Origin of the sequence: Paenibacillus sp. P2(2022), from assembly GCF_029522175.1 — a bacterium.
GTDB classification, from domain to species: Bacteria; Bacillota; Bacilli; order Paenibacillales; family Paenibacillaceae; genus Paenibacillus; species Paenibacillus polymyxa.
Window position 1 is genome coordinate 255,645 of sequence record NZ_JAKWFI010000003.1, and the last position, 24,356, is coordinate 280,000.

General features: G+C 50.6%; 24 protein-coding genes and 1 riboswitch. Of the genes, 1 reads left to right on the top strand and 23 read right to left on the bottom strand.

Annotation, left to right across the window (positions count from 1 at the left end):
* Positions 1-18: 18 nt before the first annotated feature.
* The 4 genes from MMB75_RS12915 to MMB75_RS12930 form a co-directional block, all read right to left on the bottom strand.
* The gene (locus tag MMB75_RS12915) at positions 19-591 is read right to left on the bottom strand and encodes a hypothetical protein (RefSeq protein ID WP_277507908.1); all 573 of its coding nucleotides are present in this window, start codon (positions 589-591) and stop codon (positions 19-21) included.
* A gap of 23 nt (positions 592-614) precedes the next feature.
* On the bottom strand, positions 615-2,285 hold the full coding sequence (locus MMB75_RS12920; RefSeq protein ID WP_090888840.1) for an ABC1 kinase family protein: 1,671 nt from the start codon (positions 2,283-2,285) through the stop codon (positions 615-617).
* Between the two features lies 1 nt (position 2,286).
* The gene (locus MMB75_RS12925; protein ID WP_016822808.1) at positions 2,287-2,646 is read right to left on the bottom strand and encodes a phasin family protein; all 360 of its coding nucleotides are present in this window, start codon (positions 2,644-2,646) and stop codon (positions 2,287-2,289) included.
* A 103-nt stretch (positions 2,647-2,749) separates the two neighbouring features.
* Entirely contained in the window at positions 2,750-3,388 is a 639-nt protein-coding gene (locus MMB75_RS12930; protein ID WP_016822807.1) for a ThuA domain-containing protein, read from the bottom strand.
* A gap of 430 nt (positions 3,389-3,818) precedes the next feature.
* Here MMB75_RS12930 and MMB75_RS12935 point away from each other — a divergent pair, with 430 nt between their 5' ends.
* Complete coding sequence (locus tag MMB75_RS12935; RefSeq protein WP_016822806.1) at positions 3,819-4,268, top strand: AbrB/MazE/SpoVT family DNA-binding domain-containing protein; 450 nt, start codon at positions 3,819-3,821, stop codon at positions 4,266-4,268.
* A gap of 107 nt (positions 4,269-4,375) precedes the next feature.
* On the opposite strand, the gene MMB75_RS12940 is transcribed toward MMB75_RS12935, so the two are convergent.
* The 19 genes from MMB75_RS12940 to MMB75_RS13030 form a co-directional block, all read right to left on the bottom strand.
* Entirely contained in the window at positions 4,376-5,830 is a 1,455-nt protein-coding gene (locus MMB75_RS12940; protein ID WP_277507909.1) for a cobyrinic acid a,c-diamide synthase CobB, read from the bottom strand.
* Positions 5,823-6,911: a cobalt-precorrin 5A hydrolase gene (locus MMB75_RS12945; RefSeq protein WP_277507910.1), complete on the bottom strand. Its 1,089-nt coding sequence runs from the start codon at positions 6,909-6,911 to the stop codon at positions 5,823-5,825. The genes MMB75_RS12940 and MMB75_RS12945 overlap by 8 nt, the downstream gene beginning before the upstream one ends.
* Positions 6,904-7,698, bottom strand: coding sequence for a precorrin-4 C(11)-methyltransferase (cobM, locus tag MMB75_RS12950; protein ID WP_277507911.1), 795 nt, complete (start codon positions 7,696-7,698; stop codon positions 6,904-6,906). The genes MMB75_RS12945 and cobM overlap by 8 nt, the downstream gene beginning before the upstream one ends.
* Positions 7,695-8,411: a precorrin-2 C(20)-methyltransferase gene (gene cobI, locus MMB75_RS12955; RefSeq protein ID WP_277507912.1), complete on the bottom strand. Its 717-nt coding sequence runs from the start codon at positions 8,409-8,411 to the stop codon at positions 7,695-7,697. Before cobI ends, cobM begins: the two co-directional genes overlap by 4 nt.
* Positions 8,412-8,440: 29 nt before the next feature.
* The gene (gene cbiE / locus MMB75_RS12960; protein WP_277507913.1) at positions 8,441-9,697 is read right to left on the bottom strand and encodes a precorrin-6y C5,15-methyltransferase (decarboxylating) subunit CbiE; all 1,257 of its coding nucleotides are present in this window, start codon (positions 9,695-9,697) and stop codon (positions 8,441-8,443) included.
* The gene (locus tag MMB75_RS12965; protein WP_277507914.1) at positions 9,690-10,835 is read right to left on the bottom strand and encodes a cobalt-precorrin-5B (C(1))-methyltransferase; all 1,146 of its coding nucleotides are present in this window, start codon (positions 10,833-10,835) and stop codon (positions 9,690-9,692) included. Before MMB75_RS12965 ends, cbiE begins: the two co-directional genes overlap by 8 nt.
* Positions 10,836-10,909: 74 nt before the next feature.
* On the bottom strand, positions 10,910-11,554 hold the full coding sequence (locus tag MMB75_RS12970; RefSeq protein WP_013373522.1) for a precorrin-8X methylmutase: 645 nt from the start codon (positions 11,552-11,554) through the stop codon (positions 10,910-10,912).
* A 165-nt stretch (positions 11,555-11,719) separates the two neighbouring features.
* Positions 11,720-12,499, bottom strand: coding sequence for a precorrin-6A reductase (gene cobK, locus MMB75_RS12975; RefSeq protein WP_016822798.1), 780 nt, complete (start codon positions 12,497-12,499; stop codon positions 11,720-11,722).
* A complete protein-coding gene (locus MMB75_RS12980; protein ID WP_277507915.1) occupies positions 12,496-13,623 on the bottom strand; it encodes a sirohydrochlorin chelatase in 1,128 nt (375 codons plus the stop codon). Before MMB75_RS12980 ends, cobK begins: the two co-directional genes overlap by 4 nt.
* Positions 13,624-13,717: 94 nt before the next feature.
* Complete coding sequence (cobJ, locus tag MMB75_RS12985; RefSeq protein ID WP_277507916.1) at positions 13,718-15,514, bottom strand: precorrin-3B C(17)-methyltransferase; 1,797 nt, start codon at positions 15,512-15,514, stop codon at positions 13,718-13,720.
* A gap of 309 nt (positions 15,515-15,823) precedes the next feature.
* A riboswitch (cobalamin riboswitch) is annotated at positions 15,824-16,009 on the bottom strand.
* A 57-nt stretch (positions 16,010-16,066) separates the two neighbouring features.
* On the bottom strand, positions 16,067-16,621 hold the full coding sequence (locus tag MMB75_RS12990) for an LOG family protein (RefSeq protein WP_016822794.1): 555 nt from the start codon (positions 16,619-16,621) through the stop codon (positions 16,067-16,069).
* A 199-nt stretch (positions 16,622-16,820) separates the two neighbouring features.
* Positions 16,821-17,678 (bottom strand): uroporphyrinogen-III synthase, encoded by an 858-nt coding sequence (locus tag MMB75_RS12995; protein WP_107733779.1) that lies wholly within the window; start codon positions 17,676-17,678, stop codon positions 16,821-16,823.
* A 101-nt stretch (positions 17,679-17,779) separates the two neighbouring features.
* Positions 17,780-18,946 carry a GerAB/ArcD/ProY family transporter gene (locus MMB75_RS13000; protein WP_277507917.1) on the bottom strand — a complete coding sequence of 389 codons (1,167 nt, stop codon included), beginning with the start codon at positions 18,944-18,946 and terminating at the stop codon, positions 17,780-17,782.
* Positions 18,947-18,989: 43 nt separating this feature from the next.
* The gene (locus tag MMB75_RS13005; RefSeq protein ID WP_013373530.1) at positions 18,990-19,214 is read right to left on the bottom strand and encodes a hypothetical protein; all 225 of its coding nucleotides are present in this window, start codon (positions 19,212-19,214) and stop codon (positions 18,990-18,992) included.
* Entirely contained in the window at positions 19,207-20,424 is a 1,218-nt protein-coding gene (locus MMB75_RS13010; protein ID WP_277507918.1) for a Ger(x)C family spore germination protein, read from the bottom strand. Before MMB75_RS13010 ends, MMB75_RS13005 begins: the two co-directional genes overlap by 8 nt.
* Complete coding sequence (locus tag MMB75_RS13015; RefSeq protein WP_016822789.1) at positions 20,424-22,049, bottom strand: spore germination protein; 1,626 nt, start codon at positions 22,047-22,049, stop codon at positions 20,424-20,426. Before MMB75_RS13015 ends, MMB75_RS13010 begins: the two co-directional genes overlap by 1 nt.
* A gap of 181 nt (positions 22,050-22,230) precedes the next feature.
* Positions 22,231-22,569 carry a hypothetical protein gene (locus MMB75_RS13020; protein WP_019688877.1) on the bottom strand — a complete coding sequence of 113 codons (339 nt, stop codon included), beginning with the start codon at positions 22,567-22,569 and terminating at the stop codon, positions 22,231-22,233.
* 15 nt (positions 22,570-22,584) lie between these two features.
* Entirely contained in the window at positions 22,585-23,298 is a 714-nt protein-coding gene (locus MMB75_RS13025) for a pirin family protein (RefSeq protein ID WP_277507919.1), read from the bottom strand.
* A 70-nt stretch (positions 23,299-23,368) separates the two neighbouring features.
* Positions 23,369-24,226 (bottom strand): LysR family transcriptional regulator, encoded by an 858-nt coding sequence (locus tag MMB75_RS13030; protein ID WP_277507920.1) that lies wholly within the window; start codon positions 24,224-24,226, stop codon positions 23,369-23,371.
* Between the last annotated feature and the right edge of the window lie 130 nt (positions 24,227-24,356).

Sequence of the window (24,356 nt, forward strand, 5' to 3'; positions counted from 1 at the left end):
TAATTCGTTTTCTTATATTTAAAATTTTCGTAATTGCTGCACAAGCTCTGATAGGGATTCAGCAATCTCTGAGTCCGCATAGCGCTGGAGCAAACTCTCAAAATCAGGCAGCGCTTGCTTTAGTAACCGACAGCTATAGACATAATAGCTCCAAAAAGCTACCGGATCATAGCCACGTGCTTCTTCCTCTTCCCACTCCACTTCATCATCTTCTGGAGCGCTGTCTACCGGCCACAAATATTTCTCTTCTAGCAGCATAGTCAAGGATTCTACAGACTTCTGTGAGTCCGCTTGTAGATTTTCCATGTCCAATGCTTGAACAACCGTATGGTACAAATCCAACTCACTCAGCGTGATATCCTGCGGGCTTCTCGCATGCATATTCCGCAATAAGAATAGTAGCGCCCATGGGGTAACCTGCCACAATGTACCTTGATGCTCTATCAGATCAGCGATGGCTGCATACTCCCTATTGGATATCAAATGCGGCAGGTCCGTGCCCCTACCATAAGGAGTAGTCAGGCGGTGCCACGGTACATCTGTAATTTGAAGAGTATTCATTGAGACAGTGTTCATCTTATGAGTGTCCATGACGCCTCCTTTGTTGTCGATATCTAGAATCTTCCTGATTTAAAAATTGAATATAGTAAAAAGGCAACCATCAAGAGCGCTACAACAAAACCAATTTCAATCGCAGGTACGTTCCACAGCATGGTCGCCTGGTGATTTAGCGATGAACCGATAATCAGCCCGACCATAATAATGCTGAATGCTAACAGCACAATACTGAATGACAGGCGATTGCTGATCTGATCCAGCTTGCGCAAAAGCTGTTCCAGCTCTGGTACAGTAACTTCCAGTTTAAGCTTACCCTTGCTGATAATTGAGGCCAGATGCCTCGTCTGTCTCGGCAGTTCCATCAGCGTCTCCATCAGCTCGGTTGCACTCCCCAACAGCTTGCCCCGAATACGGCGACCGCTGAAGCGTTCCTTCAGCAGCTTATTGCCAAAAGGCTCGGCCAAAGCAATAATGCTGAGATCAGGGTCCAGATGCTCTACGACCCCTTCCAGTGTCAGCAGCGCCTTGCCCAGCAGCAGGACGTCTGATGGCAAACCAATCCGATGGCGCTGTGCTGCGCCAAACAGGTCGTTCAAGGCATCGCCAATGCTGACCTGTGAGAAAGGAACGTCCGCGTAATCTTCGCGTATTTTGTCCAGATCGGCTCGCAGTGCATTCAGGTCAGTATCCGGTTCGACCAGCCCTAGTCGTTCGATGGCGCGAACCATAGCATCGGTATTTTTGCGCATCAGGGCGATCATGAGAGAAGCGAGATGATTCTTCATTTCTTCGCTTAGCCTTCCCGCCATGCCAAAGTCCAGATAAGCGAGGCTTCCATTATTCAGGACGAGCAAATTCCCCGGATGGGGATCGGCATGAAAAAAGCCCTCTATAAAAATTTGATGCAGCATGCTGTTGACCAGCCGCTGCGCCAGTTCTTTCAAGTTATAACCACGGCGCAATAACTCTTCACGACTCCCTAAGTGAGTTCCGTCCAGAAACTCCATGGTCAATATACGTGAGGAAGTATGGTCCCAGTATATTTTCGGAATATAGATATGTGGGTCCTGCTCAAACTGGAGCGCAATCTTTTCCGTGTTACGAGCTTCATGGTTGTAATCCAGCTCCTGAATGAGCGATCTCCCCAGCTCTTCCACCATCTGGCGAAGCTGATAACGCTCCACCCATTCCCAGCGCTTGGCTGCCATTGCGGTCAGTTCCCGTAAAATGTCCAAATCCCGCCGGATGATGCGATTAACGCCTGGACGCTGGATTTTAATCGCGACCATTTCGCCGCTGTGCAGCTTGCCCAGATGCACTTGCCCGATCGAAGCAGCCGCCAGCGGATCATCGTCAAAACGAACCAGTATGTCCTCTAATGACGTATCCAGCTCCTGTTCCAGAATGCCACGCGCCGTGTCAGGCGAAAAAGGCGGTACCTGATCCTGGAGCTTAACCAGTTCGCGAATAATAGGCTCTGGCAGCAGGTCAGCACGTGTACTTGCCAACTGTCCAAGCTTGATGAATGCAGGCCCCAGGTCCTCCAGCACAAGCCGAATCCGTTCACCTAAGGTTTTGGACTCGGGGGTTTCTCTCGTTAGCCACTTGCGGGGCAGGGATAGCAGCTGGAACAGTCCCATTTCTTCCACCATATAGCCAAAGCCATGACGCGCCAGCGCCATGGCAATTTCCCGGTAACGACCGGCGTGCTTCATGCGAACGGCCATTTTAATCCAACCGGTTCGCTTCTTCAGCGTCACTCGAACCCGTAAGCGCCGCCTTTTCTTTTTCCAGCTCCGCTACCTTTTTTTCCAACAATGCCACACGCTGCTCCAAACTTGTGACATCATTTTCGGTAGGTACTTCCAGCTCCTGCAAAATGCGGCTAACCTGCTCGCGGATCATGGTTTTGAATTGTCCCTGCTCCTCTGCTCCCCGTTCGATCAGACGATCGACCAGCGCTTTGGATTCCGAGGGCGCAAGTTCTCCACGGTTTACAAGATCCTCGACGGCTTTCTCCACCTTTTCTTTGCTGACAACGGTGAGGCCCCACCCCAATGAGATGGCTTTTTTGAACAAATCGCTCATAATATATCCTCCCCTACCTGTGATTACCTATAGTATAACCTGAAAAGGGGAGCCGCATAAAGTTCGCAGCTCCCCCCACAATGGTTGGAATGAATGATTATACTTAACCTGGAAAGCGTCCGGCCCACTTAGCAGCCTGAAGCAGTAGCTTACGGTATCCCTCGTGCTGGAAACTTGGCTGATTATGTCCAGGCATCAGGTAGACGACTCTGCCCAAGCCATAGGACAATGACCATGCAGCTGGCCACCACTGACCTTCATACTCGTATTCCATTAACAGTGTTTTTTCAGTGAATGGATCAAAATCAAAACGATACGGCTCCTCTTGAATCTCGAACGGCTCGATTCCTTCCATAATCGGATGATCCGGCTCTGTTACCTTGAAGGAAAGCTGCTCCGCTGACGGATGCCGCAGGAAACGCGCTCCCATGAGCTGTGCAATTTCATAACGTCCTTGCAATGTGATTCCGTTATGCAGCACAAGCAGTCCACCTCCGCCGCTGACGTAGGACAGCAGTCCTGCTGTTTGTTGAGGAGACAGAACCTCCTTACGGCTATCACAATACGAGATGCATAGATCAAATGAAGCTAGATTTTCCTTGAGCAGCATTTTACGATTCTCACTGCATTGAACCGTCATCCAATCTTGTAAAATATGACTAATCTCTTCGTCCACCCCTTGTAGCGGGTGAAACTCCGGATATGAATAATCTCCTAGCAGCAATGCTTTTCTTTTTTCCATCATAAATCCTCCTTGCCTGACTTGTATATAAGGACTTTAAAGGCGGGTCCCGTACCAACGGTCTCTTGTTTGTGGGGTCAAAACGCTCTGAAAAAATCCTTTGGCCCTCATCTATTTCCCATAACACCGCCATCGTTGTCCAAGCTACGGCATATATAAATAATTCTACAGACGGCCTATTAAATCCTTTAGCAGAAGATTATAGCATATATGTTCGCTCGGAATAAACTAATTATAAATTTATAAACATGAACGCTGGCGATTCCGCCCGTTTATGGTATACTCGTAAGAAAAAAAGTGCGTCCATGCATGAATAGCAATGAAGGGCCGCTTTTCGTAAGAAATCTATGCTTGCGGTTATAGAATTGATAAGAATTGCCTCAAAGCTTATACATTCTATAAATCTTAAAACACTGGGGAGGTTGCATGAATGAAAAGGACTGGAATGACCCGGCCCTTGGACAGCTTGGGACGAATTGTGCTTCCTAAAGAGTTGCGCATGACGATGGAGATTGACATCGGCGATCCATTAGAGTTTTTTATTGAAGACCAAACACTCATGCTCCGTAAGTACAAATCAACTAATTGTATATTTTGCGGTTCGGTTGATACCAACACCTATTTTAAAGATCAGTTTATCTGCGATGCATGTGCCACCTCGATGAAAACGGAAGATTTACTTCCGGTCACAGCGACTGAAACCCAGTCACCTCCACTGAAGCAAAATATGCATATGAAAAAGATTTATCAGCGCACGGATGTTATTTTGGAGAAAATGAGAGAGCTTATGGAAGAACATCCAGCATCTTCACAAAAACAACTCGCTTCCATGCTTGGCGTGAGTCAGGGAAGGATTTCCCAACTGAAAAAGCTCATGTAGGCGAATCGCCCAAAAAAACAATGTATACGCTTCCATGTTATGTAAGATTTAATTCTCTTTATATTTAGAACAGCCGGACCCTTATAGGGACCCGGCTTTTTTGTGTTTTAGTCGTAAGCTCGGCATTTTTCAACCCAGCGTGCTGCTGCCTTGGGTAGAGAAGCGAGATGAATGTGTGTGTAGGCTGCCAAGAGGTTCCCTTTGGCATAACCTTCACTCTGGAGTCCGCGCATCCCCTTGGTTTGATAGGCAAAGGGATAGGGGGCGGCAGATTCATCATAGCTCATGACCGAATAATGAAATTCATGTCCCCGAATCGTCTCTCCAGCCTCCAGCAGCAAGCAATCTTGCAATGCGGTTGCTTCCCGGTATCCCAATGCAGCCCGCTTCTCCTGCATGCGAACGTCCGAAGGGATCACCCCGGCCATGTGGTGGGCGTGACCCGCCCGATCCGTAAGTGTCCGGGCCAGTATCATATAACCACCGCACTCGGCGAATACAGGCATATCCCGGCTCACTGCGTTGCGGATATCTTGCAGAAAGCCCGTATTGGCAGCGATATCTGCCGCAAACTCCTCGGGAAAGCCGCCGCCCAGATATAGGCCGTTGGCGTGCTCAGGGACGCGTTCTCCCGCCAGCGGACTAAAATAGACAATCTCTGCTCCCGCTTGGCGCAGCAAATCCATATTTTCGGGGTAGTAGAAATTGAACGCCGCATCTCTGGCGACAGCAATGATGGGACGTTCCCCAGTCTCGACTTCATGTCCTGCTGTGGGAGGCTGATCTGGAGGAAATAATGGGTGCTCGGGCAGACTGAGCGGCGGAGCCGAATCCGCCAATGCCCGGAGTGCATCCAGATCCGTACCCGCGCGAATCAGCTCTGCCGCCCGTTGGAAGAGCGGCTCCAGCTCGCCGCGTTCTACAGCAGGCACCAGGCCCAGATGACGCTCGGGAATATCCAATCCGTCATCGCGCTTTAACCAGCCGAGCACAGGAATGCCGCACTCCTGCTCGATCGCCTTTTTGACAATGCCGTAATGCCCTTGGCTACCGCAGCGATTTACGATTACGCCCGCAATGCGCAGCTTGGGCTCCAAGCGCTGAAAGCCGAGCACGATTGCGGCCGCACTGCGTGCCATGCTGCGTACATCGACGACCAGCAATACCGGGCTATCCGTCAGCATGGCGATTTCGGCGGTCGAGCCAATATTGCTGAGCGGGTCCTTGCCGTCATATAGCCCCATGACGCCTTCAATCACGGAGATATCTGCGCCTTCAGATGCGCGGATAAAGGTTTCACGCACCGTATCCGGCAAGGTCATCCAGGAATCGAGATTACGGGAAGGCGTTCCGGTCGCGGCCGTATGATAGGTCGGATCAATATAATCCGGACCGCACTTAAATCCCTGCACTCGCAGGCCGCTGTCGGCGAACGCCTTCATCAGCCCGAGAGTCACAGTCGTTTTGCCCGCGCCGCTGCCCGTACCGGCGACAACGATACGACTTCTGCGTGCCGTGGCAGACGAGTCTGGCTGTATAGCCTGCTTCATATCGTCAGTCATAGGAAACCCGCGCTACAGACAACGTCATATTTCCGCTTTTTTTCTTCTCCAGCAGCCAATGGTCCGCACCGGAAGACAACAGGGCTGATGGTTCGCTGACCCCATAGGCGCCAGTGTATTTGAAGACAGTTTCCGATGGATTGGGAAGCTGCACCGTGTTCAGCTCTGACGGAGTGTACGTCACCAGCTCCCAGCCGTATTTGGCGCAGAGGGCGAGCAAGCCCTCTTCATCCTTTTTCAGGTCAATCGTAGCAATATTCCGTACGCTTTTGACAGACAAACGCAGCTCTTGCAAGGTGTTCAGCACCCCAGCTTCCAGCTCCTCCAATGCAGTTCCCCGATTGCAGCCAATGCCAAGCACCAAGCTTTTAGGACGATACAGCACGCCATTAGAAAGAAACCTCTCCTCTTCCTCAGGCTCTAACAAACGGTCACTTACGACCAACGCGGCGTTGAACGATTCTTGTACCGCTTCCGCCATTGAGGCATATACCTTGATATGTGCAGGTACTGGCTTGTCATAACGCCACCAGTTCCGTTCGCCTGTCTCTTGTATGAGTACAACGGGCTCCTCGTTCACAACAGCGGCGCTCACAGGCGTGGCCTTGTCGAAGCTATCGACCACCCAACCCAATTCCCGACCCAACATATCCACTGGAATCGTGCCCTGCACGTCCGATGCAGTCGTGATTACCGCACGTGCCCCCAGTACAGCGGCTACATGACGGGTCAATTCATTTGCGCCGCCCAAATGCCCAGACAGTACGCTAATGACATGTTCTCCGCGATCATCAATGACGACCACGGCTGGGTCTACCTTTTTATCCACCAAAATCGGTGCAATCATACGAACCACCGCACCGAGGGAAATAAATAAAATAATACCGTTATATTGTTTGAATAAATCCGGCAAAATCAGTTTGACCGAACCTTCGAACAATTGAATGCCACGCTCCTGCTCGTCTCCACGCTCAAACTTGGACATGTAATACACATCCGTACCCGGAAAGCTGGCTCCCAAATTGCGGACCATCTCGACTCCATGCTTCGTGATCGCCACAGCGGCAAATGGATTACTCACCAGGCTTCACTCCCTTTCGGTAGCCGTGGGTGAACGACTTGTCATACAGCTTGGAACGATGTGCGTCCTTGTCCACTAACCCCGGGTCGAGCGCCCACCCTGCCAAAATCATGGCATGCATCGTAATGCCTGCTGCACGCAGATCGGCTGGCAATTGGGCAAGCGTCGTGCGCACGATTTTTTGGTCTGGCCAAGTTGCGCGCTGCACAACGGCTACAGGCGTGTCTTCGCTCCAGCCAGCCGCCAAAAATTCAACGACTACCTTCTTCGCCAGCGTTGCACTGAGGAACAGCGCCACTGTACAGTGATGGGATGCCAGATCACGCAGCTTTTCACGATCCGGTACAGGTGTACGGCCTTCGGCACGCGTCAGAATGACCGTCTGCGTCAAGTCAGGCACGGTTAGCTCTGCACCCAGCACGGCCGCAGAAGCAAAGACCGAGCTGACGCCCGGTACGATTTCGTAGGCTACTCCGTGCTGCTTCAGCAGCACCATTTGCTCCAAAATCGCACCGTATACTGCCGGATCACCTGTATGTACACGGGCTACACTGCGCCCAGCCTGCACAGCCTCGCTCATAATCTCGACCTGCCGCTCCAAATCCATGCCTGAGCTTTGCAGTACCTGTGCCTCGGGCTTAGCCGTAGCAATCAGCTCATCGTTCACTAGTGAATCCGTGTACAACACCACATCTGCCGTACGTAGAATCCGGGAGCCTTTGACCGTAATCAACTCCGGGTCACCAGGGCCTGCTCCTACGATATATACCTTTGGCTCCAACGTCATTTGCTCACCACCATTAAACTCAAATATTCAAGCTCCTGTCCGCGCAGCTCACGGGCGTTGTGCCATACCATTTCATAAGGAGACGTGACTTTGGTAATGACAGAGGCACGATCGCCAAGATTGAGCTCGTCCAGCACATCCAAAATCAAATCCAGTACCTTGGCAACCTTGATAAACACGACCGTATCGTGATTCTCAATCGCCCGCTTCATCGCTTCGCGATCCTCCGTAGCCGGAATAATACCAACCTGCTGATCTCCGTCAGCCAAAGGCAATTCCAGCGCTGCCGCTGCTCCCAATACAGAAGAGATGCCTGGAATAGATACAATCGGCACCTCGGGATGGAGATCCTTCATCAGACGCGCCAAGTGAATAAAGGTACTGTACAGATTAGGGTCTCCTTCTGTGACAAAGGCTACATCCTTTCCTTGACTCAGAGCTTCCCAGCAAGCAACCACCGTTTTGTTCCACTCCCGCTCCAGTACAACCGGGTCTTTGGTCATTGGAAAAATGAGTCCCAACATCTCCTTTTCCTCCGGGTTAACGTATAATTCCACAATCTCGTGAGCATACGATTTGCCTCCCCGGCGCTTCTTCGGATACGCCACAACTTCACATTCCTGAATCATCCGGTACGCCTTGACCGTGATCAGCTCGGGATCACCCGGCCCCACGCCTACGCCGTAAAGTGTTCCTACTGCCGCCGTATTCATGCTGTCTCTCCCCCTCTTGATTTACCAGCTTACTCCTCTGCTGCTCCGTCAGCCACGTCTACCGGCGGCTGTCCTGTAATAACATATATCGGATTGAGTCCGTCAAAACGAGTCATATTCAAAATCGGCTTGCTACGCGCTGTTTGCAGTAACGTCACCGAGGTTTCGAGTCCTACGGCTTGCATCGCCTTCATACCGTCATGCAGCGTCTCAATGGTTGCAGCATTCACTACAATTCGCCCATCCTTACGCAGACGGGAAGCGCACAGACGAATCAGTTCTGCCAGTTCTCCTCCACTCCCGCCGATAAACACGGCATCCGGGTCTGGCAGCTCGTCCAATCCGGCAGGCGCTTTGGCATGAATCACTGGAAAATCAGTGCGGAATTTGACCTTGTTCGCTTCCACATTGGCCAGATCGCCTTCATTCTTCTCAATGGCAAACACTTGCCCGTACTTGGCCAGCCGCGCACATTCCACAGCAACAGAACCGGAGCCTGCGCCGATGTCCCATACGATGCTTCGCTCGGTCAATCGCAGCTCGGACAAGCTAAATACGCGCACTTCACGCTTCGTGATCAGCCCTTTTTCCGGCTTGCGCTGGTGAAATTCCGCATCCTCGAAGCCAAATCCCCGGCGAATCGCTGGCATGTCTTCTCCCTTACGGCGGCGCAAAACAACCACGTTCAGGGGTTGGAAGGTTCCCTGCGCCATCTCTTCCAGCGTATAATGCCGATACGCCTCATCCGGTCCTCCCAAATGCTCGCCGACAAAGGCATCATATTCCGTCATGCCATAATGCAGTAAATAGGCAGCGACTGCGGCCGGGTCATTCCGGTCGTCCGTTAGCAGCGCGACCTTGTTCTGTCCATCGATCCGCTGCGCTAGTCCGGTCATTGGACGACCATGCACACTTTCCAGCACCGCATCCTGCCAGCTTTCACCAAGACGCGCAAATGCCAGTTGAACCGAGCTGAGATGTGGTAAAATATCCAGGTGCTCAGCCCCCAGCTTGGCAGACAAATAGCCTGCAATTCCAAAAAAAAGCGGATCGCCTGACGCAAGCACGACAATATCCTTGTGCTCACGCAACCGTCCCAATTCTTCCACCACGGCGGATAAGCCGCTCTTTAATGTTCGTTTTTCTCCTGCGGCTGCCTCAAAAAAGGCTAGCTGGCGCTCACCACCCACCAACAGGTCGGCACGCTCAATTTGTTCCAGCGTCTCCTGCGACAGACCTGCCGCTCCATTTTCACCGATACCAATGACACGAATTACTCTACTCACCGACTCTCGCCCTCCCCAGCACGTTCCCTTTCAGCGTTATCAGTACCATTTCCACGGTGATTCCACCACCTGCATGCTCCAGACAATGCTGACACCCATAGGTACATAACTTTTCAAAAAAGCTCAGCGCATTCGCTTCGGTCATCATATCCGCCACCTGCGTAGCTGTATTCGCCTCAGCTACTGCCGTTGCAAGCGACTCATCCACACCTGCCTCACGCGCAACCTGGGCCAAAAATCCAAAATCCACCGGAGCGCTCTTGGAGTGAACCATCATGACACCCTGAGCAACCTTCGACAGCTTGCCGGGCATACCGACGAGAATAATCTTCTTCATTCCCAATCGTTTGCCATGCTTGACTGCAAAGCCGACAAAGTCGCCCATCTGAATAAAGGCTTCTTCCGTCAGCTGATCGTACATTTGCATTGCATATTTTTCACTGCTGCCGCCTGTGGTCAGGACAATTTCCTCGCAGTTCATCGCTTGTGCAACCGATATAGCCTGCACCACGCTGGCTTTATAAGCCGACGTGGAGAACGGAACGACTACACCGCGTGTGCCCAGTATGGAAATACCGCCAAGAATGCCAAGTCGCCCGTTCAGCGTTTTCTTGGCGATTTCCTCGCCGTCCGGCACACTGATAACGACACGGACACCCTTGGCCGATCCGTGCTCCTCAAGCACGCCAGATACGGCCTCCGTAATCATCCGGCGCGGCACCGGATTGATCGCGGCTTGCCCGACAGGCACAGGCAGACCGGGCTTCGTTACCCGCCCGACGCCGATGCCGCCGTCCAGCTCAATGCCCGGCTCCTCGCGCCAGCTAACAGAGGCGCTAATTCTCGCCTGATGCGTGGCATCCGGGTCATCGCCACCGTCCTTGATCGTCGTGCAGGAAGCTTCGTCCGCATCCAACACAGGCTCGATCAGTTCAAATGCATGATCGAAGCCCGCGGGCAGCGATATCACCGCTTCCTTCGGCGCTATGCCCGTAATGAGCAGTTGTACCGCTCCTTTGGCTACTGCAGCCGCACAGGCCCCCGTCGTAAAGCCTGACCGCATCGGCTTGTCCGGCGCGGGAGCTTCACCACTTTTCATCCGTTTGGGCCTGTCGGCGGACGCCGCTTCCTTTTCCATGCCAATTCCTCCTTAACCTCTTCTGCTGATCATGCTCTAATTCATTTCATGATACAGCAAACGGACAACCGCATCTAGCGGACAGCCATTAAGGAGATTGCATTCAATGCTGCTACGACAATCGTGCTGCCGCCCTTGCGTCCAATATTCGTAATGAACGGAATATCCAGCTTGCGTAGCTCGTCCTTGGATTCTGCCGCCGATACAAAACCTACGGGCATACCAATCACTAGTCCAGGCTTAGCCGCTCCTTCTTTCACCAGACGAATCAGCTCCAGCAACGCTGTCGGCGCATTACCAATCGCATAGATTCCACCTTCGCCCGCCTGAATCGCTTTGCGCATCGAAATAATGGCACGTGTCGTGTTCAGCCTTTTGGCTTCTTCCATCACGTCCGGGTCAGATATGTACACATGAACATCCCCGCCAAATTGACGGATGCGATCCTTGCTCAACCCCGCCTGAATCATCTGCACATCTGCCACCACCGGCTGTCCTGCGCGAATAGCTGCAATTCCGGCTTCAATGGCTTTTGGATGAAATACCATGCTGCGGCCCAACTCAAAATCAGCAGATGCATGAATGACACGCTGTACGACAGGATATTGTTCAGCTGTAAATGGATGCTCTCCCAATTCTTCTGTAATCATTGCGAAGCTTTTACCCTCAATCTCCTGCGGCTGTACCGTTAGCGGTTTAAAGTCTGTTTTAAAGTCCATGGTATCGACCCACTCCCTTATGGAAAATTAGTTTAGGAAAAATAACTGCTCGTGTATTAAAACAACAGATATTTCTATTAAAACACGCATTTTAAGATGACTATATTTTAGATACATGCCAGCAGTCGTTATGGATTAACTGAACCCGTAGGGACTTGAACCAACTCAAATGGAAATCTTCCCTGTTGCAGTGCGCAATGTATCAATTACTCCGTCGAAATGATCAAATACCGTACCAAACTCTACTTCCGGTCTGGAAATCAAAATGACGTGAATACCCAGATCCAGAGCAGATTGAACCTTCTCATCCACTGCTCCCGTGCGTCCGCTTTCCTTGGTGACCATCACGGTTGTACCAAAGTGCTTGTACAATGCTTCGTTCATCTCACGGGAAAAGGGCCCCTGCATGGCAATAATATTTTTTTGCTCCATCCCCAGTTCGCCGCATTTCTCCATATTGTCGAGGCGCGGCAACATACGTGCAACCAGACGAATCTCCGGGTCTCCGAGTAGATGCTTGGTGAATGTGCCGAGCGTCTTACTGCCCGTCGTAAGCATGACAGAGCCTTTGAGTTGCTTAGCAATTAATGCGGCCTCTTCATAAGAAGACACAATATGGAGCAATGGATGATTGTCATACACCAGTCCCGTCCGCTCGTAGCGAATATAAGGAACTCCAGACTCGCGAGCAGCTGTCATCGCATTCGCATGTGCTTCTTCTGCAAAAGGATGACTGGCATCAACAACGGCCTGTATCCCCTTCTCCCGAATCATTGCACCCATTTCATTGGCTGTCATTCGGCCTGTACGTACGTCCAGCCCTGCTTCGGACAAGCTGGCCGCCGCGCTTTCGGTTACGACCGAAGTTAATACGTTAAAGCCGGTGTCACGGATTTGCAGCGCCAATTCCCTTGCATCGCTCGTTCCGCATAGCATAAAAATCATGAGCCATTCACCTGCCCGGTTACATTCACTACAGACGGCGCATGTGAATGATCGTGATGGTGATCATGGTCGTCATGGCTGTGAGCATGGACATGCTCATGATCGTGAGCGTGGCTGTGTGTATGGTGCTCGTGATGGTGATCATGCTCATGTGCATGATGGTGGTGATGGTCATGATCATGGTCATGATCATGGTCGTGATGGTGATCGTGGTCATGGTCGTGATCATGGTCGTGATGGTGATCGTGGTCATGGTCGTGATCATGATCGTGGTGATGATGGTGATGCTCCTGCGCTTCCAGACGGAACTGGCAGTTATCGCAATTAGCCGTAACCTTGCCGAACAAACCTTCGTTAGCTCGCTCCAGCACCAGCTCAACTAATTGAGGATGGAAGCCAAAATATCGGCCCATTTCCACTTGTAATGCAGGGTGAGCCTCGGCGAATTCCTGAGTCATTTCTCCAATGCGCTTAATCAGCACACCCGTGAATAGAAAATACGGAAGCACGATAATCTTTTTGGCCCCCAATCGTACACAACGCTCTAGGCCATCGGGAAAAGAAGGCTGCGTCACACCGATAAAGCTGCTTTCTACCCACGTATAAGAAAGCTTCTCCCACAGCATACGAGTGATTTTGAAAAAGTCACTGTTCGCATCTGGATCGCTGCTTCCGCGTCCTAATACAAGTACCGCTGTTTCTTCGTCAGATACCTCGGTAGATGCCTCTACAGCGCTATTCATCCCTGCTGGAACTGCAACAGGGCGTGCCTCTTTCAAGCGGTTTAGCAGTATGCTAACGATTTTTTCGTGAACGCCAATCGGACGTCCGTATACAAATTCCACCTGCGGGTATTTTGCCTTTGCCCGGTCGATTGCCTTCGGAATATCAATTTTGGCATGCACTGCTGCGAACAAAATAATCGGAATAAAAACGACACGTGTCGCCCCTTTGTCCACACACGCCTGTACTCCTTCGGCAATACTTGGGCGTGCCAACTCCAGAAAACAGGTTTCTACACACGTACCTGGCGCCCGATCTGCCACCGCTTGCGCAAATTCCAGTAGTTCCTGATTACCCTCTGGGTCCCGACTTCCATGTCCAACCAACAATATTGCATCCACTGCTGTGTTTTCCTCCTCATTGATAGGGATAGCCTACATGACGCCCTATTTTATATATATGCTTGTATCCTGTTCATCAAGCCTACCAACCCACTTAATCACCACAAACCGCGTTCACTTCTACTGTTGCTGGTGCATCTTCATGCCGGAAACCCGCAACGATGCCTACACGTTTGAAGAATTTATGAAAACGCTCGTTCGGATGTCCTTTTTCCTTATATTCAGCAATAATGTTCTCCACGATATCTGTAATCTGATCACCCGGAATCCCTTCCGCTACGGGCTGAGCGGCATGAGCATTACGGCCAAATTTTTTGCCGCCGAGAAACAGATCGTATCCTCCCTTGCGATAGACGATTCCGATATCCTCCATCACCGCTCCATAGCAAGCCATGCCGCATCCATTCAAAGCAATACTCGTTTCCTTGGGTGCCTGTAATCCGCCAAGTACAACCTGTAGATGCTCAGCCACAGGCACCGCATCATCTTTCTCCATATTGCAGAAGTCGCATGCCTTCACCTTAAACACATCGCCGATCGGCATGACAATGAATCGTTCATCCCGAAGCCGTCCGACCAGTTCCTCGGGGTCTGCGCACGGCACGCGCAGCACGATCTGATGATCTGGCGTGTATTCCAGCTCGCCATCATCACCCGCTACCTCGGCGAGCAATGCCATCTGCCGAGCAGTGAACTTCTTGTTTCCCACGCCAGGGGAAACCCCCACCTCAAACAGCGCAGGCTTACCAAAGCCGCCTGACGCCTTCCCAGTCGTAGCCACCGTTGCCGTTCCGACGGCGCTCTGGGCGGTAGGCGCTTGCCCGCTCCAGCGAGCATTGGCTTCGCCCGGCAGCTTGCCGCCGACAGCTAGGCGGCTTAGTGCCTCTGCTGCCAGCGATGCTGGAGCCGCTCCGGTTGGCTTCGCGGGCGCAGCCTGCACGGTAGCCATCGCTTGCGGGCGTGCCTGCGTGGCAACCGCAGCGCTGCTCGCGGAAGGCTCGGGAGGCGCAGTCAGAGCTCCGCCTCCCTGCGGTGTATCCAGCGCGCGATCCTCTTGCGCGCCCAGCGACCACGGCTCCGCTTCCGTGCGAAGCCGCTGATGCGGTTTGAGCACTTGCTCGGTCGCGTCCAGCGTGTATTTGCGCTGATAGCCGCGCGGAGTCACGATTAACCCGTCATACACTGTCGTCGAGGAATTGCCGATGATTACGGTCGTCAGCATCCCGATATCATGGTTCAGCATATCTTCCAGCGTCGTTACAATAACCTGCTGACGTTCACGATAAGCACTCTTCACCAGTCCAACTGGAGTTTGCGAATCACGGTAACGGAGCAAAATGGACTGCGTCTCCACAATCTGGCGGGTACGTCGACCACTGCGCGGGTTGTATAAGGCAATCACAAAATCAGCCGAAGCCGCAGCTTCTACACGCTTCACGATCGTTTCCCACGGGGTCAGATGATCACTCAGACTGATTGTGCAAGCATCATGCATAACCGGCGCTCCCAACAACGAAGCACAGGATTGAATAGCCGAGATCCCCGGCACAACTTCTACCTCAACCCCGTCCTCGCGACGCCAGCCTTTTTGCATCAGCACTTCGTACACCAGCCCTGCCATGCCATAGACCCCAGCATCTCCACTAGAAATGACGGCTACCTTCTTACCCATCTCTGCTTGGCGAACCGCCTCCTGCGCACGGCTCACTTCTTCTGTCATCCCTGTGCGTACAATCTCCTGTCCGTTCAACAACGGACGAATCAAATCAACGTAGGTATTGTAGCCGATAATGACCTCACTTTCGGCCAGCGCATCCAACGCCCGTTTTGTGATATGTTCCATATCTCCTGGTCCAAATCCAATCACCAGCAATTTTCCTAATGGGCTCATCGTGCTCCTCCTATCATCCTTTTCAGGGCAGCTATACTATCTATTTCAATAATTTGTGGCATCCTTTAACTCAAAAAAAACCCATCCTGCCCGGATGGGGTTCCTATGTACGTATCTCTCTTACCAGACGAAACAGCGTAAGAAGACAGTTCTTGTCTTCCTCCTATCTGCCGTTGTTTTCCATCTGTTTTGTTTACGCTTCAAACGCTGCTGCACGTTCATATCCACGCAAACCTGTAACCAACATGGAAAAAGCAACGTGTGCCTGATTTCCTGATTTCGTACACCCATCCTCTCCGCGAAGGTTAACGGTGCATACAGATCAAGGTAGGTCTCCTGGCTTGGCATCAACGGATTCTCTCGTCTTCCCCGTTTTGTACGAGTGACCATTTAAAAGAACCCTCTTCCTTACAGTGGCGGGACCGCTCGGGACTTGCACCCGATTCCCTGTTACCCTTTGCTCAACCGCAAAGGCACCTTGTCTGTCCGCTATTTGATTATGGGTCTTATCATAACCTTGCCTCAATCAGTTGTGCAAGCACGAAAAAAGCTTTATTTCAAGTTCTCTGCTTTATTTTTCAACATATGCAGCAGTTCATCCGGGTCCGCAGATATACTCAGTAGCGCTGGATGATCAGCTCCGGTAAACCCTTCCTGCACGCTATGACGTACCATTTCTACCAACGGGTCAAAATATCCATTCACATTCAGCAGCCCAATGGGCTTGCGATGTATACCGATTTGCGCCCAGCACAATACCTCGAACAGTTCCTCAAAGGTTCCCAAGCCTCCCGGAAGGGCTATAAACGCATCGGCCATCTCGCTCATCGCCGCTTTACGTTCATGCATGCTTGCTACCTCAATAAATTCGGTAACTCCCCGATGAATGATCTCTGCATCGAATAACAGGGTGGGCATAATGCCGGTGACCTGACCGTCACCCGCCAACAGTCCATCCGCCACCTTACCCATCAGCCCTCTGCTGGAGCCACCATAAATTAAACGGATATGCTGGCGAGCCATAGCTTCACCCAGCTTGCCTGCCGCCTCAACATATACCGATGAATGTCCAGGTCTGGACCCTGCAAATACACAAATAGAATTCATAAACGTCTCAGCTCCTGTCCTCAATATCATGCATCGAAACTTATTCATTATATTAGATAAATATTTTCGCTATAACAAAAAACTTTGCGATGCATGTCCAACAAAAAAAGATAAAGACCTCGTAGGCCCTTATCTCTATTTTACTCTGTATTAGTAAATATAAGTTCATTTTTAGCTTACTGCTTTTATCAGTTCTAGCTCATTTCAAATGACCGTTCACGCTCTTCAGACCACAGCCATGCACCGAATCGCTATGTTCAAAATATTTGCCCAGCTCCACCATCATCGCACCCATGCGCTCTTCAGTTGGAAATACGACTCGTTCAATCCCTTCTTCCAAAATGGATTGTGCAGTTACCTTGCCTACCGATACAGCAATGACATCTTCACGAAAAGCTTCCAGTAAATCCTCCATTCGATTTTGCTCTCTGGCATATTGGGCCAAAAATCGAATTTGCGGACCACTCGTGAACGTAACGGCATCAATCGTACGGTTTATAACATCATCTAGTAGCGCCTGCAATTTTGCTTCTTCAGGTGGGATATGCTTATAAGGAAGTACTTGGCGGGTCACTGCGCCTTGCTCATCCAGCCACTCTACCAACCGGGGGGCCGGGTCTCCATGCAGTTGCAACAGTACTTCCTTCCCCTTCAGATCATATGGGGCAAAAGCCCGTGTCAATCCGATCAAACTTCCGTCCTCGTCCCGTACTGCTGGCGTAAAGCCGCGCTTTTTGAGTCCATTGACCGTCTTGTAGCCCCGTGCTGCAATGTTGGAGGATTGCAGCAACTCTATAATCTGCTCGGCCACGCCCATATCCTCTGCCATATCGAACAGAGCATCCAGTCCCATACCTGTCGTGAAGATGTACCAGTCCGGAGGGTTCTTCACCCACGATACAACAGCGTTGCGCAGCTCGATATCATCCAGAAAAACAGTCCCCTGGGCCGGGCGTTCTACTGGCTCGCCCCCCATCTTCATAACTAGCAACGCCATTTCTTCTGCTTTACGGGGACCGGCAAGAGCGACTCTCTTACCTGCCATGCGTTGTGCCATGCTGTTGCCTCCCTTGTAGATGTCGTATTTCTTTCTACCAAGTATACAATCAGAGAGGCAAAAGACAAATAAGAATTACTTTTTCGATAAATACAGTAATCTTATAAGTGGGCGTGTCCTGTTTCGCTTTCCTGCTGGCTTTCCTGCTGGCCTTCTTTCTGATCACTTCTATCCCTCTCCCTGCCAGATGATGAGTTATCATCACCTCTCCCTTTAAATTTGGGTCGGAGCAACATCCACAGCAAGAAGGGCATGAATACAAAAAAGATGACCATCACCGCAGTCCATTCCCGGCTGAAATCATAAATTTGTACGATGTTGGAGAACAGCATAAACGAACAGACATAACCTAACAAACCTAAGGGCCAAACCATCAGACTCCCCCAGACATGGGCAAACATGCGCTTTACCGCCAAACTGGTAACGTACAGATCAATTCCAATCTTCGTAAGAAAGGCTGGTACGGTCAGTGCTGCCACGAACAAGTCGAACCGATCCAGGAAGTCCGTTAGTTGCAACTGACGCACCAGTTCATACGATGGATAAAACAGTCGTGACAAGATAGGAACTCCAATCACCAACTCCGACAGCAACACCAGCATGATTATAATAGCGGTTCCGAGTAAATGCCCCAACCACGCACTACGTCCATTATAGCTCTTCCCAGAAATCACAAAGGGAACCATCATGATATCGGCCATATAACCTAGCATCCGCCAACTGCCTTTAATAACTCCATCTACTTCCGGATGTAAATAGGGTCTCAGCATCGAAAAATCCATATTACGTCCAAAAAAAAGCGGCATAGTCAACAACGTCACAATCAACAACGGTACAAAAATCTCGGTCATATTGACAAGGGTACTTATTCCACCTTTAACCATAAATGCCATAGTCAATAGCACAATAAGAGATACGACCACAATTGGAGTCAGCGGCAAAAGAACCACCTCCACCAAATCGGTAATAATCCTCAAATCCCGCGCAAAAATGATCAGAAATAAAATAAAGTAAATTGCAAGCAGCACACGCCCCGACACAGGGTGAGAGCTTACCATCGCCTGCATCAGATCCTGATCAGGGAAACGGCGTTTGAGTTTCAACATCGCCCAGATCGGCAAGCAGAGCACAATGGCTGCAATTATACAGGTCCAGTAGGCATGCTGATTCGCGTGATCTGCTGCCTGCGCCGGAGCATGTATAAGGGTAATACCGACCTCCATCAATACACTAAACAGCACAATTTGTCTGGTTGTGAACTGTTTCATGCAGGTACATCCTCCTTTTGCCCGCAGGCATCCATTACACGATTTACAACGCGGTGGGGAGCCACATGTCAATAAATCGGGTCAGCCAAGTAGCCACATAAACAGTGCTCTTCGTCGATGTGCCGTAAATCCAGATACCAATGCTAATGACATACAGTACGCGGGAGACCCAGCGATTGACGGCAGGTGCATTGCTAATACGTTTACGGTCAATCAGATACATGAAGAGCATAGCCAGCAATAAAGGTAATAGAAATACTTTATTCATTCTGGATTTGCTCCTTTTTGACCCCGAATGGTTTGGTGACCGCACCGATATTCTCAATATGCACGACCGGATCTATGGTAACCTCCACCTTGGGATACAATTGCGCCCACTGAGGTTTAATCCGTTTCCACTCATCCGGGTGATTGGTAATAATAGCCCGGCCCAGGCCAAGCACGTCTGAATGATACTTTTGCTGAATTTCCTTGACAGCCTCTCCCAGCTCCCTCTTGATCTCCTCGACCGTCTGCTGCTCCAGCCACTTCAAATTCTCCTCTCTGGAAATATCGAAGCTCGTCTCATTTTCCTTCACATTCCCATTGCAGTTCATATGAACCGTCATTCGAATCTCGTCCCCCCGAATAAAGGGCTCGATATGGACTTTATTTTCGATGAGATGCACAGATATGTAACCTCTACCTTTGGGAGGGGGGATAAAAATTTCTGTTTCCTTGGCTTGCTCCATACCCAACAGCAGAAACCGACTGAGGTGATTATCAATAACCCCTGTTAACCTGTCTTGTCGAAAGACAGCCAGTCCATCGACCTGAATATTTGTCTTCTTGTCTTTAAGACTATCAGGCCCATTCTTCACCAGAGACATTACCGGCACTACCGGATCAATGCCTTCCAGCAGGACGGAATTCATCAGCAATTTAACGGAACGAGGTTTCTTCATATAGGAAAAGTTGAGCTCACGCACCATTTCCGCTGGATATTGCTCAATCGGAGCATCTGCCTGAAGCATTTCCATCGCTGACCCCTTTGTAATAACAACAAGGGAAGACAGGCGGTTCTGCGGAATACGTGCAATGACATCCATCATTTTGCTAATCCCTTCTCGTGCCAGCGTCTCCCCGAACAGCAGCACCCGTCGATGAGAGTAATTCAGTGTTCGCGAAACCTCTCGCTGTTCCTCAGTACTTGCTCCCCGGAAGCTTGGACCTGTTTTGGACTCCAGGTAGTAGGACTTCGTACCACTGGTACCTCCCCCTCCTCCTGTGCTACCCGAAGATCCGAGCTGTCCGGGCAGAGCAATTTGCATCGTTACCCGGTATTGATCGCCTTCCTTATCCAGTCCGGTACCCATCACAAAGGCCACATCATTCACTTCACGGCGATCCCAACATCCTCCCAAAAGAACAGAACAAAGCAGTAGACAACAAAGTACAGCTGCTTTACGTATTTGCTGTGTATTTGATGTGGACTTCATCACCATCCCTCCTCGGTTTTAGGCGATCCGTTCATCTCTTTCTTCGCTCGTTTGTTGTTGTCCTTACCAATCCATGAAGGACGTTTGGTCATTTTCCACCAAGGTGCACGGACGATAATATCCTTTTGATCCATATGGTTGTACGGGCTATATCCACTCATATAAGGGACACCAAACGATGTTAGCTTGGTTAGGTGCGTAGCAATTAGCGTTGTCGCAATAATGATGCCAAACAAGCCAAATAAACCAGCCATCAGCATGATTGGAAATCGCAGCAGACGAACCGTAATCGCAAAATTAAAACGCGGTATGGTAAACGAGGCAATACCTGTGAGCGACACAACAATAACTATTGGCGCCGATACGATTCCTGCCTGTACTGCGGCCTGACCAATAACGAGCGCCCCAAGGATACTGACAGCCTGACCAACCGTTTTGGGGAGACGAATCCCAGCTTCTCGCAGCGCCTCAAAGGAAATTTCCATCATCAATGCTTCCACCAGGGCTGGAAAAGGGATGGATTCCCGAGCCGCCGCAATACTCAATATGAGTGTCGTCGGCAGCATATCATGATGATAGGTCGTCACCGCTACATATAATGCTGGCAGAAAGAGAGCCATGATGAGAAAAAGAAAACGAATCCAGCGCACCATATTACTGATGAAGAAGCGCTCGTAATAATCTTCGCTCGCTTGCATCATTTGCCACATCGTGACTGGTCCAATCAGGGCAAAAGGCGTGCCGTCCACAAAAATGGCAAACCGTCCTTCCAGTAATTGCGCGGTGACGGTATCGGGACGTTCGGTGTATTCCATTTGCGGAAACGGTGAATATGGGTGATCCTCAATCAGTTCCTCAATATATCCAGTCTCCAGAACACCATCAATTTTAATATCGCTGAGGCGCTTTTTAACATCTTCCACCAGCTTCGGATCTATGATCCCTTCAACATAGGTAAGGACGACGCTCGTTTGAGTTTCTGTTCCGAGGGTCATGCTGTGCATCTTGAGCTTGGAGGTCTTCAGCTTGAATCGTAGCAGTGCCGTATTCACGCGAAGCGTCTCAGTGAAGCCCTCACGTGGCCCGCGAATAACAGCCTCGGTCTGCGGCTCCTCCACGCCACGGCGGACGCCTCCCTTGGCGCTGAAAATATAAGCACGAGCCGTTCCATCTACGAACAGAGCGGCATTGCCGTCCAGTATCGCTGCCGATACCTGCTTCCATTCGTCCATCGTTTTGGTCTGGGACATGGAAATACGAGTCTCATCCAGCGGCTCCAATTTGCCGTTCACTTCAGGGTCCTTGAGCATCATGCCCAAGATGACAGGCCGCAGAATATGATCCTGCAAATCCTCTGATTTTACCGTACCTTCGAAATATGCCAGCAACCCTTTTCGTTCAGGGGAAATCATGAGCTCTCGGTAGACGATATCAGAGCATTCCTTGAAAATATCACGCATTGCGACCCTATTGTCTTCCAGACTGCTGCGCAGTGGCTCTTCCAGCCATGAAGACTCAGGCAGCCCTTTGGGCACACGAGCATTTCGTGTTTTGCGTTCAGCGGCTGGAACCGCTCTCCGGCTCCACGGTAGCTTTGGCAGCTTGGGAAAGCGCCCTTTCTTCATCGTTAGTCCCCCCTTTACGAATAAACCGATCAGTTAATATGACATATAGGATGTACCGGCCTGCAAAGGATTATGTATCCAATGAACTCACCATATCTTGAACTCATAACAAAAAGACCCTGCAATGATGCAGAGCCTTCGAAAATCAATTATACATCCGAACATTTATGATCAAGAAGATTTAATCTCCCCAATACTCCTCGGGATGGTATTCAATCTCAGAACCGGCTTCGAACGTAAGCTCACCGATCTGAGCATGATATTGTACACTTTCCGGGGTGACGTAATACCAATGCTTTACCACGAATCCGCCGTCTGCGGGTGTTACAAAACGAAATACGTTCAGCTCCTCGCTGAAACGCACAATCGCCTCCGCTGCCTCACTCGGCAACTCTTGAAGCGTGAAGCGAAACACGCCGTCCGCCGATTCCAAACGACAATCGAAACGCTGCTTGCGGCTGTCAGCAAAGCTTCGCCCTGTGACGGCATGCTTGATCAGCCATGTTTCCTGCTGCGCCATTGTGCGCACCTCCTTTTAGGGCAAATCAATCAACATATAAAAAACAGAATCCTCTGCCCTCAGTGATAGCTTCGGCTCCTCCTCTATGCGAGCAGAATCTCGCTCTTGCAGAAGATGTTCACCGTTGACACGCAGTGAGCCCTCGATGACGAACAGGAACACGCGCCGACCCTCGGCCTGTGTAAATTCTACTTGTTCCCCGGGCTGAAGCTTGCTTAAATAAATCGTTAAATCCTGATTGATTGAAGCTATTTCACCCTCCGTGCCGGGTACACGCTTTCCAGCAACGACAGGCAGGAGTTGACCTTGCAGACGTTCCGTATTGAACGTTGTAGTCTCATAGGAAGGTTGCAATCCTCTCGTGTGCGGACTAAACCACAGTTGCAGCAGACTCACATCCTCGGTTTGCGAAGCGTTGTGCTCCGTATGAATGATGCCGTGCCCCGCTGACATTCGCTGAATGCCTCCAAAACGGGTCACCGCCACATGTCCACGGTTGTCTTCATGACGCAGCTCCCCATACAGCACAATGGAGACAATCTCCATATCGCTGTGCGGATGCGCCCCAAAGCCCCGGCCCGGTGCGATGACATCGTCATTACAGACACGCATAGGACCAAACGCTGTATTGTTCTCATCCTGATACTCCGCGAATGAAAAGCTGTGGCTCCCCCGCAGCCATCCCTTATCGAAGCTGAATCGGGAAGCAGCCGGATATATTGTAAACATAATAGCCCTCCTTCAAGGATGAACAATGAGATCAAATCCCTCTCATTGTACCCGAGCCCGAGCCATAAAGCTACGCTTCTGTCTGAGTGGTAATCTCATCTATAAAAGACTGCAAGGTACTGGTAACGAAGGCCTCCTTACGGCGGATAAACACCGTTGTCACTTCATTGTAAGGCTCAGGGATGGCATGACCGCACACAAGACCTTGAGCCACCAGCCCGCTGATCGAGGATTCGGGGAAGACGGTCATTCCAATGCCTGCCGCTACACTGCCGATAATCGTCTCAAATGTCCCAAACTCCATGATCCGCTTGGGGATAATCCCCTCCATTTTGAGCCAGGTTTCCAGTCTTCCCCGATATCCGCAGCCTTTTTTATATACCAGGAGCGGACGAGTTGTAAAATCGTCAACCGAAAAGTCATTTCCTTGAGATACGAGGACCAGCTTTTCCTGAAATACATCAAACTGTTCAATGAGCGGATGCTTGACTGGTCCGGTTACAAAGGCTCCATCCAGTCGCATTTCTGCAACCTCCTGCACCAGTGATTCCGTAACCCCGGCCTTGAGGGACAACTCGACATCCGGGTACTTACTGTAGTAAGCATGTAAAATGGCCGGAAGGGCAATGACAGTCTCCACGATACCAATCTCCAGCACCCCTGAAGGTGTAGAGGTGTTCTGAAACGCATGCTTCATTTCCTCAAATTGCGATAAAATGCTTTTCGTATATTCCAGCAGACGCTTGCCCTCAGCATTGAGGATCATCCCCCGCTTATGTCTATAAAATAAAGGCGTCTGCAGTTCCTTTTCCAGCAGCTTGATTCTGGCCGTTACATTGGACTGGACGTAGCTAAGCTCGGCTGCAGCCTTGCTGACACTGCCATGTGCAGCCACCGTCTGGAAAATGTTTAAATCGTTCAGATCCACTACTGTTCCCCCTTATTGTGAAGGGCAAGGACCACCAAAATTGACGCGCCTTGTCACTTATCATCATTTTAAATGATCATAATGTTTATTTTCAATCATTTTACCAACAGCTTCCTATCCTTTATGATGT

What these genes read in the sequence shown, in the direction of transcription:
- MMB75_RS12915 (WP_277507908.1), bottom strand. Translation starts at nt 591, where the DNA reads ATGGACACTCATAAGATGAACACTGTCTCAATGAATACTCTTCAAATT.
- MMB75_RS12920 (WP_090888840.1), bottom strand. Translation starts at nt 2,285, where the DNA reads ATGGCCGTTCGCATGAAGCACGCCGGTCGTTACCGGGAAATTGCCATG.
- MMB75_RS12925 (WP_016822808.1), bottom strand. Translation starts at nt 2,646, where the DNA reads ATGAGCGATTTGTTCAAAAAAGCCATCTCATTGGGGTGGGGCCTCACC.
- MMB75_RS12930 (WP_016822807.1), bottom strand. Translation starts at nt 3,388, where the DNA reads ATGGAAAAAAGAAAAGCATTGCTGCTAGGAGATTATTCATATCCGGAG.
- MMB75_RS12935 (WP_016822806.1), top strand. Translation starts at nt 3,819, where the DNA reads ATGAAAAGGACTGGAATGACCCGGCCCTTGGACAGCTTGGGACGAATT.
- MMB75_RS12940 (WP_277507909.1), bottom strand. Translation starts at nt 5,830, where the DNA reads ATGACTGACGATATGAAGCAGGCTATACAGCCAGACTCGTCTGCCACG.
- cobM (WP_277507911.1), bottom strand. Translation starts at nt 7,698, where the DNA reads ATGACGTTGGAGCCAAAGGTATATATCGTAGGAGCAGGCCCTGGTGAC.
- cobI (WP_277507912.1), bottom strand. Translation starts at nt 8,411, where the DNA reads ATGAATACGGCGGCAGTAGGAACACTTTACGGCGTAGGCGTGGGGCCG.
- MMB75_RS12965 (WP_277507914.1), bottom strand. Translation starts at nt 10,835, where the DNA reads ATGGAAAAGGAAGCGGCGTCCGCCGACAGGCCCAAACGGATGAAAAGT.
- MMB75_RS12970 (WP_013373522.1), bottom strand. Translation starts at nt 11,554, where the DNA reads ATGGACTTTAAAACAGACTTTAAACCGCTAACGGTACAGCCGCAGGAG.
- cobK (WP_016822798.1), bottom strand. Translation starts at nt 12,499, where the DNA reads ATGATTTTTATGCTATGCGGAACGAGCGATGCAAGGGAATTGGCGCTG.
- cobJ (WP_277507916.1), bottom strand. Translation starts at nt 15,514, where the DNA reads ATGAGCCCATTAGGAAAATTGCTGGTGATTGGATTTGGACCAGGAGAT.
- MMB75_RS12990 (WP_016822794.1), bottom strand. Translation starts at nt 16,621, where the DNA reads ATGAATTCTATTTGTGTATTTGCAGGGTCCAGACCTGGACATTCATCG.
- MMB75_RS12995 (WP_107733779.1), bottom strand. Translation starts at nt 17,678, where the DNA reads ATGGCACAACGCATGGCAGGTAAGAGAGTCGCTCTTGCCGGTCCCCGT.
- MMB75_RS13000 (WP_277507917.1), bottom strand. Translation starts at nt 18,946, where the DNA reads ATGAAACAGTTCACAACCAGACAAATTGTGCTGTTTAGTGTATTGATG.
- MMB75_RS13005 (WP_013373530.1), bottom strand. Translation starts at nt 19,214, where the DNA reads ATGAATAAAGTATTTCTATTACCTTTATTGCTGGCTATGCTCTTCATG.
- MMB75_RS13010 (WP_277507918.1), bottom strand. Translation starts at nt 20,424, where the DNA reads ATGAAGTCCACATCAAATACACAGCAAATACGTAAAGCAGCTGTACTT.
- MMB75_RS13015 (WP_016822789.1), bottom strand. Translation starts at nt 22,049, where the DNA reads ATGAAGAAAGGGCGCTTTCCCAAGCTGCCAAAGCTACCGTGGAGCCGG.
- MMB75_RS13020 (WP_019688877.1), bottom strand. Translation starts at nt 22,569, where the DNA reads ATGGCGCAGCAGGAAACATGGCTGATCAAGCATGCCGTCACAGGGCGA.
- MMB75_RS13025 (WP_277507919.1), bottom strand. Translation starts at nt 23,298, where the DNA reads ATGTTTACAATATATCCGGCTGCTTCCCGATTCAGCTTCGATAAGGGA.